The sequence below is a fragment of the Paenibacillus sp. FSL H8-0175 genome (assembly GCF_045040615.1).
GTDB lineage: Bacteria > Bacillota > Bacilli > Paenibacillales > Paenibacillaceae > Paenibacillus_AQ > Paenibacillus_AQ odorifer.
Map to the genome: position 1 here is coordinate 6,235,840 of NZ_CP150299.1, position 12,585 is coordinate 6,248,424.

General features: G+C 46.9%; 13 protein-coding genes. 3 read left to right on the forward strand and 10 right to left on the reverse strand.

Annotation, left to right across the window (positions count from 1 at the left end):
• Positions 1–4: 4 nt before the first annotated feature.
• The 3 genes from MHH46_RS27640 to MHH46_RS27650 form a co-directional block, all read right to left on the reverse strand.
• Positions 5–571, reverse strand: coding sequence for a thioredoxin family protein (locus tag MHH46_RS27640; protein ID WP_076128653.1), 567 nt, complete (start codon positions 569–571; stop codon positions 5–7).
• Positions 568–1,182 carry a DedA family protein gene (locus tag MHH46_RS27645; RefSeq protein ID WP_036680184.1) on the reverse strand — a complete coding sequence of 205 codons (615 nt, stop codon included), beginning with the start codon at positions 1,180–1,182 and terminating at the stop codon, positions 568–570. Before MHH46_RS27645 ends, MHH46_RS27640 begins: the two co-directional genes overlap by 4 nt.
• 350 nt (positions 1,183–1,532) lie before the next feature.
• Complete coding sequence (locus MHH46_RS27650; RefSeq protein ID WP_076193669.1) at positions 1,533–2,291, reverse strand: SDR family oxidoreductase; 759 nt, start codon at positions 2,289–2,291, stop codon at positions 1,533–1,535.
• A 216-nt stretch (positions 2,292–2,507) separates the two neighbouring features.
• Between MHH46_RS27650 and MHH46_RS27655 the strand changes: the two genes are divergently transcribed.
• Positions 2,508–2,846, forward strand: coding sequence for an autorepressor SdpR family transcription factor (locus MHH46_RS27655; RefSeq protein WP_076179758.1), 339 nt, complete (start codon positions 2,508–2,510; stop codon positions 2,844–2,846).
• Positions 2,846–3,502 (forward strand): SdpI family protein, encoded by a 657-nt coding sequence (locus MHH46_RS27660; protein WP_076193667.1) that lies wholly within the window; start codon positions 2,846–2,848, stop codon positions 3,500–3,502. The genes MHH46_RS27655 and MHH46_RS27660 overlap by 1 nt, the downstream gene beginning before the upstream one ends.
• Here MHH46_RS27660 and MHH46_RS27665 read toward each other — a convergent pair.
• The 6 genes from MHH46_RS27665 to yyaC all read right to left on the reverse strand — a co-directional run bounded on the left by MHH46_RS27665 (position 3,491) and on the right by yyaC (position 11,059).
• The gene (locus MHH46_RS27665) at positions 3,491–5,839 is read right to left on the reverse strand and encodes an O-antigen ligase (RefSeq protein ID WP_076193665.1); all 2,349 of its coding nucleotides are present in this window, start codon (positions 5,837–5,839) and stop codon (positions 3,491–3,493) included. The genes MHH46_RS27660 and MHH46_RS27665 overlap by 12 nt on opposite strands.
• 817 nt (positions 5,840–6,656) lie before the next feature.
• The gene (locus MHH46_RS27670; protein WP_076303094.1) at positions 6,657–7,847 is read right to left on the reverse strand and encodes an SAM-dependent methyltransferase; all 1,191 of its coding nucleotides are present in this window, start codon (positions 7,845–7,847) and stop codon (positions 6,657–6,659) included.
• A gap of 88 nt (positions 7,848–7,935) precedes the next feature.
• Positions 7,936–8,754: a PhzF family phenazine biosynthesis protein gene (locus MHH46_RS27675; RefSeq protein WP_256717064.1), complete on the reverse strand. Its 819-nt coding sequence runs from the start codon at positions 8,752–8,754 to the stop codon at positions 7,936–7,938.
• The gene (locus MHH46_RS27680) at positions 8,754–9,425 is read right to left on the reverse strand and encodes a DUF6483 family protein (RefSeq protein ID WP_076128661.1); all 672 of its coding nucleotides are present in this window, start codon (positions 9,423–9,425) and stop codon (positions 8,754–8,756) included. The genes MHH46_RS27675 and MHH46_RS27680 overlap by 1 nt, the downstream gene beginning before the upstream one ends.
• A 194-nt stretch (positions 9,426–9,619) precedes the next feature.
• Positions 9,620–10,426 (reverse strand): alpha/beta fold hydrolase, encoded by an 807-nt coding sequence (locus MHH46_RS27685; protein WP_076128663.1) that lies wholly within the window; start codon positions 10,424–10,426, stop codon positions 9,620–9,622.
• Between the two features lie 108 nt (positions 10,427–10,534).
• Positions 10,535–11,059: a spore protease YyaC gene (gene yyaC / locus MHH46_RS27690; protein ID WP_248549634.1), complete on the reverse strand. Its 525-nt coding sequence runs from the start codon at positions 11,057–11,059 to the stop codon at positions 10,535–10,537.
• A 143-nt stretch (positions 11,060–11,202) separates the two neighbouring features.
• Here yyaC and MHH46_RS27695 point away from each other — a divergent pair, with 143 nt between their 5' ends.
• Positions 11,203–11,427 (forward strand): DUF1128 domain-containing protein, encoded by a 225-nt coding sequence (locus tag MHH46_RS27695; RefSeq protein ID WP_036680203.1) that lies wholly within the window; start codon positions 11,203–11,205, stop codon positions 11,425–11,427.
• Positions 11,428–11,558: 131 nt separating this feature from the next.
• Here the strand turns inward: MHH46_RS27695 and MHH46_RS27700 are convergent, their stop codons facing one another.
• Positions 11,559–12,563 carry an asparaginase gene (locus MHH46_RS27700; protein ID WP_076193663.1) on the reverse strand — a complete coding sequence of 335 codons (1,005 nt, stop codon included), beginning with the start codon at positions 12,561–12,563 and terminating at the stop codon, positions 11,559–11,561.
• Positions 12,564–12,585: the final 22 nt, after the last annotated feature.

The following is a 12,585-nucleotide window of genomic DNA, read 5'->3' on the forward strand; positions in this document are numbered from 1 at the left end:
TGGTCTAGAATCCGGAAATCAGACTACGCAGCTCTTTTGCGATAACTGCTTGTGATTCCGTTCCTTCCCCATAAGCTTGCCCCATAGCCTTACGTACTTCTGCGATTTTGCTGTCGTAATCAGCGGCCTCGCGATCAGGATTCTCACGTTTGAACTCTCTCATTAGGCTCTGCACATGCTCTGGACGAGGACCCCAATGTCCAAGCACATATCCGCCGGTATCTGCAAAGATCACAATCGGAACAGATCTTCCGCCCATGGTCAAGAATTCATCCATAAGCTCCTGGTTCTCCTCCAAAATGAATACCTCTGTCTTCATTCCGGCAGTCTCCAAAATACGGAATACCGCAGGGACATTACGAACTACATCTCCACACCAATCAGCGGCAAGGATAAGTACTCGCAAATCATCACGATGGTTCAGGCTTTCAAAAAATTCCTTGTCACTCTCATCTTCCCAAGAAAACTTCTCATACCAGGATTCAAAAGCCTGCTGGTTCTTCGTCATGCTTTCTACAAATTGGCGCGGTGTAAGACCTTTTCCAAATTTATGAGCTACATTCGGTTTCATTTTGCAGTCCCCCTCTTCTTGGATTTAAACCACTTATACACAAAATAAATGATGATTAGTGCTAACGCTACGAGAATAATTTCGTTGGTATACTTAGCTGCTACCTCGTCAATATCTTCCCACTTATTCCCCAATGTCATACCGAGATATACGAACAAAGCACTCCATGGAATAACAGCAAGTGTAGTCAATAAAGTGAACTTACCTAAAGGCATACGAGAAATCCCCGCTGGAACGGAAATGGCATGGCGAACAACGGGAATAAAGCGTGCCGTAAAGATTACGCCTGTCCCATATTTATTGAACCACTCTTCCGAATGATCAATATGCTTTTTTTGGATAAGAATATATTTCCCGTATTTCTCCAGTACAGGCCTGCCCCCATAACGGCCAATCCAATATACAAAGATCTGGGCAATCACTCCGCCTATCGTACCAAACAATACTGCGCCGAAAAAATTAATATCTCCACTCCATACCAAGAAACCACCGAAAGCCAATACAATTTCACTAGGAATAACTTCAATCATCAGTCCGATCATAATCCCAAAATAACCAAGACTCTGAATCCATTCAAATAATGTCGAGATCAGATCAGAAATAAAATGCAAACGTGCTCCTCCTCCCTTTTCCGCAGAATATGGCTACATGTATCAAGCTAATCGCCTTTGGCATCTTTATAAGACACTAAGCGTTTAAGCGAGTGAAATATAAGAACATAAAAGCATAGATACTAATCTTATACTTTCTTATATTTTTAAAAGCTTTGCCGCTCTGCTATATTTTCCAGTTTCTCTTAGCCTATTCTAGCACAAGCAACCTTATCACTTCTACTTACGCGGCAAGCAGCTTCCATCTTCCAATCCATACTTAAAAAGAGTTTGAGTAACAGGCATAAACAAAAGAGGTGAACAAATTCCACCAATAAAGGGAAAATGAACACCTTTTTATCTGCGCTCAATCAATAAGCCATCCAGCCGGCATCCGCCGTTATCACCGATCCATTCAAAAAGCTTGCAGCCTCTGAAGCTAAAAATAAAGCTACTGAAGCAATCTCACTGCTCTCCCCTGTCCGTGGCATCGACGCCATACCTTCGCCCGCTTTTTGACTCCCAAAAGGACTTGGATCAGACAGATCAATATTTGTCTTTACCCCGCCCGGCGCTATCGCATTACAGCGAATTCCAAGCTTAGTGTATTGAAATCCTATATTTTTGGTCATCCCGATTACAGCATGCTTAGAGGAAGTATAAGCCACTCCCGCACGCGAGCCCGCTAAGCCGCCAATAGAGGCTACATTGATGATACATCCGCTTTCCTGCGCCATAAAAATCGGCAAAACCTTACGAATGGCTCTCATCGGACCGGTTACGTTGACCGCAAGCACCTGCTCCCATAAGTCATCAGTGATCTCGTGCGCTGGCGTCATTTTATCCATAATTCCGGCATTATTAACAAGGATATGAAGGCCTCCGAACTGTGTGGTTGCGGCATCAATCATTCGCTGTGTGTCCTCTTCCTTCGAGACATCGGCCTTTACAGGGTAGACGACTCCGTGTCCCTCACCCTTTTCCGCCTTTTTGGCTACCGCTTCTACATTCGCCAGATGGATGTCCGCAGCAATCACTTTAGCACCCTGTCGGGCAAAAAGCAGAGCAATCGCTTCTCCAATCCCCGATCCTGCACCCGTAACAACTGCGACTTTATTGGTTAGTATCATATATCCGCTCCTCTGCATCGTATGTTCGGTGCATCAAGGAATGCATGCCCTTCGTTAGTATGAACAGGAGGAGGCTTTGAACGGTCCTTAATTTTAAAGATTCGGTGACACTTTTACACACGCTATTGCTAAGTGAATACTGCATTGACAGCTATTAAAACAAAGAGTTATTATACATTTAGATAATTATTTAAATATCGAAAGGCAGGGTGGAATATGAATGAATCCTTCAAAGCACTAGCTGACCCTACCCGTCGCCAAATCATTCGGTTACTAAGGGAGAAAGATCGAACCGCAGGTGAAATCGCAGATTTTTTCAACATGTCTAAGCCAAGCATTTCTCACCATCTGAATGCGCTGAAGCATGCCGATCTTGTACAGGATGAGCGAAAAGGACAATTTATTATGTACTCGCTAAACACAACAGTCCTCGAAGAGGTTCTCGGTTGGTTATTGGAGCTCACTGGGACAGGTAAGCAAACGGAGACGGAGAGTAAATCACTGGACGGAAAGCAGCAACATCAGGATATCGATTCCAAAAAGGAGGCGGATTAATGATGAAAGATTTCAAATGGAGATGGCAGGATACCCTCATCGTAATATTAGGTTTAGCTACATTAGCCTACGCTCTGATCAATTACAGCAAGCTTCCGCAGGAGTTACCGGCACAATTTGGAATTACGGGTAAGGTCAACAGATACTGGGACAAAAATATAGCTATTTTTGTGTTCGGAATCTTAGGCATTGTGCTCCCGCTGATCATGCAGTTCACACGCAGCATCGACCCTAAGCGGGACAATTACAAAAAATTCGAAAATGCCTATGCCATGAGCAGACTTGCTATTGGGGTGCTTTTTAATCTAATGCTGGTGCTGTCGATTGCTTACGGTCTAGGTAAAGATATAAACGTTGGGAAGATCGCCATAGGCGCTGTTGGAATTATGTTTATTGCTCTTGGCAACTACATGCCACAGATAAAAGATAATTACTTGTTTGGGGTTCGTACAGCCTGGACGCTCGCCAACCCCGAGGTATGGCGAAAAACACATCGCCTATCCGGGATAATGTGGATGATCGGTGGCCTACTTATTTTTGCAGGAGCCTTTTTGAGCGGAGCCTTGTCTCAGCTTCTTATTATTACGGCACTCGTACTTGCAATTATCGTGCCCATTCTCTACTCCTGGATGATTTCACGTCCGCTAAAATCGTAAAGCCAACATACTAAGCCGTCGACTCAAGTCGTCGGCTTGTTCTGTCATTTGGAACTCACGGTCATTATGTTGCCCTCCTTTATTAGCCTCCTCTTCTGCCAACCTTCTATATTCCAGAAGAAGTTCATTCCCAGAGGCGACGCAGACTAAGCCTTCCTTTCGATTTCCTTCTGCAAGCTTTTTTTGCCCCATAAGAAACATCCCTTCAATCGCCTTCATCCACTTGGCATTGTTGTACTTATCCAGCCTAAGGCTCTGGCGCATCCAATATAACGACGCCCCCGGACGGCCACTGCTTATCCATCGTTCAGCCAGCTCCCAGCTTAAGCTGGCATTCTCGGGAGAATACAACAAACTCTGCCGAAGCAGACTCACGCTCTGTTCACCCGAGAGCAACCTAGATAATGCTATAACCGTTCGAGGTGACCGGGGATTCCAACCCAGCGATTGCTGTAGCAACTCTACCTTCACCGAAGGATCCACCGACATAATCGCTTGTCGATAGAACTTCTCTCCTTGAGCGGCGTGAAAAGATAGCACCCCCAGCAGAAGCGAAAAACAACATGCCGCAGTTCCGATTAGTCGGCGAAGGCGGATTTGGGGCGATTTCTTGGGTGTGGGGTAAGCGATTAGCGGATTCGTAGGTGTAGTGACATTGGTGAGCGGGTTCGTAGATGTGGATTGAATTGGCAGCTTGGTCTCAGACTGAGGGTGGGTTGGCGCAGATTGATGTTTCTGCTTATCCTCAGCCAGAGCAAGCGCTGGCAGCCAGAATAGCAGCAGCCAAAATAATCCGTAGCTCCAGTCAAAATCGACGACGCTGTGTAAGACGATGACCAGAAACGGCGGTAGCAACCGCGGCGATTTAGTAGCCAGCAGCCAGCCTGTTGCCAACAGCATAAGGAGTATGGCTGCAAGACCAACGAATCCTAAGTTCAACAGGATGTCAAGGTATCCATTATGCACCTGGCTGCCTACATAAGGGCGAGATTGGGCGGCAAGGTAGGCATGCCGCCAAGTCTCACCCCCACGTCCCAGCCAAGGTGCCTCTGCCGCTAGCCGCCAGGCGTCGCGGTAGAACAGCCCGCGCGCGGATACCGTCGATGACGGTCCGGTAATCCGCTCGCGCACGTGCAGGAGGACGGCGATCCCGGCCGCCGTCCAACCTGCCGCCGCCAATGCCAGCATGGCGGCTCGGGCAGTGCCCGCCGCGCTGCGCTGGCGGCGGCACAGCCACAGGCCGGCTAGCAGCGCGCCGGCCCAAAGCCCGGCCAGCAACAGCAGGCCGGGCACAGGCTCTACCGCCAACCCGGCACGGGCCAGTTGGCGGTAGAGTAGCGCCGCGGCGGCCACGGGCGCGGCACCAGCAGCAAGAAGCGGCGCGATTAGCTGCCGCTTCCAGAGCAAGACGGCGGCGCAGGCGCAAGCCGCCGTCAGCCATGCGCCGCGCGACTCGCTGAGGAGCAGCGCGGCGGTGTACGGGAACAGCGGCAGCAAGCGCAGCAGCGCGGCGGTCGTGCTTCCCGCTTTTCCCTGCTCCGCTTCCACGCCTCCTGCCCCTTTGCTCCTCCGTTCTGCTTCTGCGCACTCCATCCCCAGCCCAACACTTCTTGCTCCCAACATATTCACGCTCTTTTTTGGCTCCCCGTAATAAACAGCAACAACAAATAGCCGTTCCAGCAGAAAAACAGCCATCACAGCACCAAAAGCATTCGGATATTCCATCAATCCTGCTAACCTAACCCCTGTGGCGCTCACTTCCGATGAATTGCTGTAGGCGACAGCGAAAGGCAACTTTACCACTCCGCAAACAGCCAACAAAGCGCTCATGCTCAAAAACATACCCGCCATAGACCAAGTTACATTTACAATCCGCCGCCCCACCCGGTTCACCGCACAAAAACAAACCAATATTGCAAAGCTAGCATACAAGCCCCACCGCAGCATTTCATTCATAGTTCCCTGGGAGGAAAGCGGCCCGCGCAACCAATGAATCACATAAAGCGATAGAATAATTAAAGGGACGCTTAATAATATTCTTAACGCTTTATTTTCTCCGCTAACTTCACTACCTTCACTACCTTCACTAACTCCATTGACTCCCGTAATACCACTTACTGCACCTCCCCCACTTTTTCTCCATGCGCCAACCCCAACAAGATAATAAAGCGAGCACGTACAACACAATACAAACCATAAAGTTAGAAAGGGATACATCTCCTCAGTAAAAAACAATCCCCGCAACAAACAAGCACCCACCCCAGCCGCTATCACTAAGGCTCCACAAATATATGCGGTTAATGATTCCAGACTCCGGTCTTTTTTAAAACGCCACATTTAGATACCCCTGTATTCGTTAATTTATCTCTATCCTTTCCACATTTCCCTTATACAAGACTAGAACGCAAAAAGACGATACCTCTCCACAAAGGAGCCGCACCGCCCTAATTCCCATAAAAAGCTATATAGTTGTAAAAAGTGCAGCTAATCCCGTGCTCTCGCTGCTTACTTTCACTTTAATTGTACTTTGTGCAACTGTTTTTCGAGAATCCCCCCATATGCGGAGTATTGTTCGTTTTTAAGTGTACAAAGTGCAACTAAATTACTAAAACGCAGCTTCTGAGCATATCCAGTTGCACAAAGTACAACTAAACCAACTCGCCATTAGATCACACTAGCCGTACCGTCCTAACCATTAGATCGCACTCACTGCAACATCCTAATCATTAGATCACACTAGTTGCACCATCCTAATTCTCATAAAAAAAGCTATATAGTTGTAAAAAGTGCAGCTATTCCCGTGCTCTCGCTGCTTACTCCACTTTAAATGTACTTTCTGCAACTGTTTTTCGAGAATCCCGCCGTATGCGGTTTTTAAGTGTACAAAGTGCAACTAAATCACTAAAACGCAGCTTCAGAGCATATCCAGTTGCACAAAGTACAACTAAATCAACTCACCATTAGATCGCACGAGCCGTACCGTCCTAACCATTAGATCACACTAGCTGCACCATCCAATTTCCCATTAAAAAAGCTATATAGTTGTAAAAAGTACAACTGATCGAATTAGGCTGCACCTATAAGTGCCCATTCTACAGTCACCGTTCTACCATGCTACAGTCCTACCGTCCTACGCTTTCTACCTTAATATCCTCTACCCTTCTACCGAACTCTCAGTAGGAAGCAGATCGGCGCATACGCGTTCGAGGTAGGGTTTTGCTCCCAGAAAATCGCGGAATGCGGTGTATTCGCGCCATTTGACGGAGTTGTCCCCGGCTGAGCTCTTAACAGCACGAATCAAAATGTTCTTCGGTGTATTCTCCAGATCGATGAATTCCAGCAGCTGGCTGCTATAGCCCATCATGTCGAGCAATTTGGCGCGAATGGCGTCTGTAGCCAAGGCGGAAAAACGTTCTTTCAATATGCCATGCGAAAGCATAGGGCTCATTACTTCATTTTCGATTTGTGCGAATAATTCATGCTGGCAGCAAGGCACAGATAAAATTACAGACGCTCCCCAACGTACTGCTTTTTCAAGGGCAGCATCGGTAGCTGTGTCACAAGCATGAAGTGTGATCACCATGTCCACCTGCTCCAGCTCATTATACTCGGCAATGTCACCCACGAAGAACTTCAAGTGATCATAACCGATTTTGGCAGCAAGTTCGTTACAATGCTCAATCACATCTGCTTTTAAATCTAACCCAATGATATTAAGCTCCCGCTTCTTGCGAACGGTCAGATAGTGATACAGCGCAAAGGTCAAATATGATTTTCCACAGCCAAAATCCACAATCGTCAACGGTCGGCCTGTTGGCAGATCGGCAAGCACGTCCTCTACCATCTCCAGAAAACGATTGATCTGCCGAAACTTATCATATCTTTTGGCCAGCACTTTACCTTCTTTATTCATGATTCCAAGCTCCACCAGAAATGGCACAGGCTCTCCATCCTCCAGCACATAACGTTTGCGACGGTTGTGAGCTAGATCCGGCTCTTCCTTTTTACTTGGAGACTTGGTTAGGATGGATACTTTGAATTTCTTACTAATAAGCACCTGATAATCGGCTTCTACTGTACACAACAAACCTTGCCGATACGTTTCTCTAAATAAAAGAGATATTTCTTCCGCCGCTAACTCTGCGGGTACGTTGCGATGTTCTACCTTTGTACCAATATAGGACGCAAACTGATAATGCAGCTTCCCCTTTAGTTCAACAGGTTTAACCTGCACTTTGGTACAATTTTCGCCTTTATAACGTACTTGACTTAGGGTAGCCGTAATCAAAGTACGGTCATTAATTAGTTGTTCAATTAGAGCTGTTAAAGATTCCACAACGCACATCTCACTTTCGGGATTAAAAATGGAGAATCTATGTCTCCTAACCATCATCGTTCATTATATCACGTGTTAACAAGGGGCGTTCCTTGTTCTAGCAGGGCTTAACATGCAGCTCACCACTAACTATAGTTAATGCTCGCCCAGACAACTTAATCTCGTCTTTACTTACCTCTAACTGAAGCAAACCTCCACGTTTCGAAGCTTGATAAGCGGTCAACTGCGTACGATTGAGTCTATCCGCCCAAAAAGGTGCCAATGCAGTATGCGCTGAGCCTGTTACCGGATCCTCATTCACTCCTACCTTCGGCGCAAAAAAACGTGATATACAATCTATACCTTCGATAGAGCTTTCTGCGGTAACCGCGAAACCTCTCCCTTCAAGTCCGGATAAAGCTCCGAAGTCAGGGCTGAGTTCGCGAACCCGGGCTTCCTGATCCAGTCGTACAAGTACATTGTCAGCATATCGCATAGTTTCCACCACATTGGCTTCTGCAATACCAAGTGCTGCTGCGAGACCTGAAATTACAGGAGAGGGTTGAAGCTGATAAGGCGGGAAGTACAGTGAGATCAAATCTCCTGAACGAGAAGCTCTGAGCAACCCACTGCGTGTATAGAACCTTGCTTCCATGTCAGGCGCTAGCAATCCGCTCTCCCATAGTACATGCGCACTTGCTAGAGTCCCATGCCCACATAGCTTGACCTCAACTTTAGGTGTAAACCATCGCAAGCGGTATCCATCTTCCTCTGGCCAGAGAAAAGCTGTCTCTGACAAGTTCATTTCCGCTGCTGTCTTCTGCATATAACCTTCATCGACAGGATGCTCCAGTAAACATACCGCCGCAGGATTGCCTGAATAAGCCTGTTCTGCAAAAGCATCGATAATATATAAAGGGATATTCATCGTATTCATCAGGTTCCTGCTTCCTTTCGTATCGCTGTTACCCTGCCCCACTCTTTTAACCCCTGCTCTACTTCCTCCAGAGGAAGGGCACCTTGTTCCAATTCTGCAGATGATTTGAGCAGCAGCCGATTGTACAGCTTATCCCCTTCTATTACAACATCTTCTCCTTGCTCCCACAGCCGGTAGAGGCTGTCCTCCGCTTTACTATATCGTCCTACCGACTCCATATACTCCAACAGTAGCCGCTCCGTTTTAGACGGGAGACGATAGGCCTGCACATCCTGCAAGAGTTCATCAATTTCCTGAGTCATATGCAGCAGCTCCCTGTCTGCTCCATGAAGATCCGCGTACAAATATAAATGTAAAGCTCTCATACTTCTAAATAATGCTGCATCCTTATCGCCATTTGCCGCATAAATGCTGCCTTCTTCCTTCAGCAGTTTGGCCAGACCTTGAAGCTTATCGGACTCAACCACACCGCCAAAACGAAACATATCTATGATATCTTCTACAGATAGTGAATTTAAAAGACGTGAATTCAGCGGAAAATGCCGGTTCAACAGCTCATCGATTTCCCATAAAGCTTCTGTCGTCTTCCGTTCCTGCTTCAGAGAAAATACCTTGGCAACCATCGCCGTCATATCTTCGATCATCCGGACAATATAGTCTCTTCGAAACATGCAATTCCTCCTTTTCCGTACTGTGGTAGCAAAAAATTCAGGACTCAGACCACTTAAGTTATTCTATTGATTTATCTTAAACCATTGCCGAATTCTATGCCAGTTAAGGAGAATACCAGATCATTAGATAGCCCTTAAAAAAAGAGGCAGCACACGCCATAATGGCGCCGTGCTGCCTCTTTGTAGATGATTTTTTATACGCGGCTATTGTCTAAAACGGAAGCCTGAACAAAATCCTTTATGATCTCGGCTAATCGTTCAGGAGCTTCAAAAAGACTCATGTGGCCTGCACCCGATATCGTTGCTTGCGTTATATTCGGTTTATCCGCAGTAAAGGTTCGTTCAGCAGGAATCAATCCATCCTGCTCGCCAGCAACAAGCAATACCGGCAACGTAGTGGCCGTAATTACATCCCGTCGATCTGGACGCTCACGCATCGCCAGTGCAGCTCCTGCCGCTCCTTGTGGAGGCGTTTTGTAGCCGATTTCTTTAGCGCGCTCCAGCAGCTGTGGAGATGCAGAAGCGGTTGCTTCAGCAAACAATCCTGGTACGAAGCTGTCTACGAAAGGAGTAATCCCTTCATTTTGAATCGCGCTGACACTCTTCAGTCGTTTTTCCTTAGCTTCTTCACTATCTGGATAAGCAGTAGAATGAATTAATCCAAAGCCTTTCAATCGAGAAGCATAACGCTGAGCAAACGATAGCGTAATATATCCGCCAAGCGAATGACCAAGCATGATGCATTCAGCAATCTCCAGCGAATCTAACAGACCCAGAACATCATCTGCCATTTGTTCAATACTATAAGGTCCTAATGGAGCTTCCGAAGCTCCGTGACCACGTAAATCGGGAGCAATCACTCGGTAGCCGCTGCTTAAGACAGGAATGACTTGTTCCCAATATTCAGCGCTTCCACAAAAGCCATGCAGCAATACAATAACTTCGCCTTTCCCCTGATCACTGTAGCATATATTGCTTCCGTCACAACGAACTCTTTCCATGGCTGCTTCCCTCTTTCTAGAATACTAAGATAATGTGTCTAATATCTATTATTAAGCAAAACAGCCCGCCTTGAAACGGACAACTTATTTTTAAGTGCCCAATGGGTACTACTGGAGTCCGAATCCTTTTGCTGCCGCTATAGCGATATGTTCTGCCATAACCATCACTCTATGCAGTGGAGTGGTCTGCAACGTTCTATAGGGTTTCGGGCCATTCATATCTACAACGGCCGCCAAACTATAGTGACCTACGGCTGGAAGATTTGCCCCCACCGATTGTGCAGGCTGTAGTGGCTCACTCGAAACGAAGTAATATCCAAGCGCGATCGGAGGACCCAGACAAGCATCTACCGCAACTACAATATGCCCGGAGGGAATCTCAGCCACTCTGGCCACCAAGTTATCTGCATCGCAAGGAGACGGCAACGTACCGATTACATGTCGGAAGCCATGTTCCACAAGTTTGCTGCCCGTCAGCGGACCGAGTGCATCTCCTGTAGACCGATCTGTTCCAATGCACAGGAACGTGACTTCCTCGGCGGAATGCAGAGCAGCTATTTCCATGAAAAAGGACACTAATCCAGCATCGTCCATTTTAATGCGTTTTCCGCTTCCCTGTTCCCTGATTGCCAATACATTTCCTCCCTTCGATGATATTTTTGATCTCATGCCTTTAATTTAACATGATTTCAGTGAACCCGACAAAAAAATGGTGGTCAAGCTGCCAAACATGGTAAAATACATGAATCAGTATACAGAGAGGATGTTTTAACCTAATGGATTTAACAAAGCCTAGTCAGGAAAATGTTGAGTATATGATCGAGGCTATCAAGAACAAATTAAAAATGGCCAGTGCCGCGGCGATGCAAGCCTCCGCTTTTTCAGTAGATCATTATGAAGATATCTATGATGTTTATGAGGTAGCCATGGGCAGTGACAGACTGAGTATTTCTCAGGTGGAAGCACTCGTCTCCGAACTCGGCCGTCTACGTCATAAATAATAGTTCTCCCTATTACAAGAAGAACCGATGTTGCCGTCCTTTAAAGATGACCACCGCTTCTCGTAGAAAAAAGCCCTTCGCTGCGTATCCAGAAGATGGATTCGTAGTCGAAGGGCTCTTTTTATATGATCCTACTTTATGAAATTAAGCTTGAACTCGGTATCCGCATGGCCTACTCGTGTACCCCCGTCATTGTAAATCACGCCTGAAAATGCATTGCGCAGCTTTTCCATGGTATTTTTCTGACTATAACCAATTTGATTTAAAATTCCCTGTACAATAAGTCCCCACTCTTCTTCCGACCCATCCAGAATCTTGAAAGCAATCCCCAGTCGCTCACGGCGTAAGCCGAAGCAATAGACACCCTTAAATCCACCCTTAGCAATAATATTATCATCTTCCAAAAGAATAGAATCAAGGCGACCAGATCCAGAAACCATCTCCGGATAAGCATTCATTGCCGTTGTAATAGTAGTAACCGCTTTGCGAGTAGCTTCATCTGCAATCAAATCCGGATTGGCTAATTTCAAATAGGCCGTCGCCAAGGCGGTCAGAGGCAGAGCAAATACCGGCAGCCCGCATCCGTCCGTACCTAAACCGATACTGTCTGGGGCCACACCAGCCATATAAGCAATGGTGTCGATAATCTCACGCTGCACCGTTTGCTCCGGCTGTGAGTATTCTTCAAGCGGCAAACCTTTGAGCTTACTGTAAGATAAGATACCCATGTGCTTGCCCGCACAGTTATGATAGAACTTTCTTTTGCCCGCACCACGAATGGCGTTCTCCCTACTGGAATAATCCAGCGGGTAACTCGTTGCACAGATCATTTGTTGCTCATCGATGCCAATCTTGGAGGATATGCTCTCTAGCGCAGCTACATGGTAGCTCTCTCCCCGATGAGAGGCGGTCATCAGGGCAACCTCTGCGGGTGTAAAGCCGTAATGCTCCACAATCCCCCCACGTACGCCTGGAATAGCCTGAAGGGGTTTAGCAGCTGAACGGGTGAACGATACAAATTCCGGATCACCTGCATACCCCTTTGAATTTCCGTTCTCTCCTACGATGGCAATATGCCCACTATGGACACATTCCAGCAAATCCGCCCGATACTCTCGTACTAATACGGTTTCCATGATTTCTCTCCTCTTTTAACTA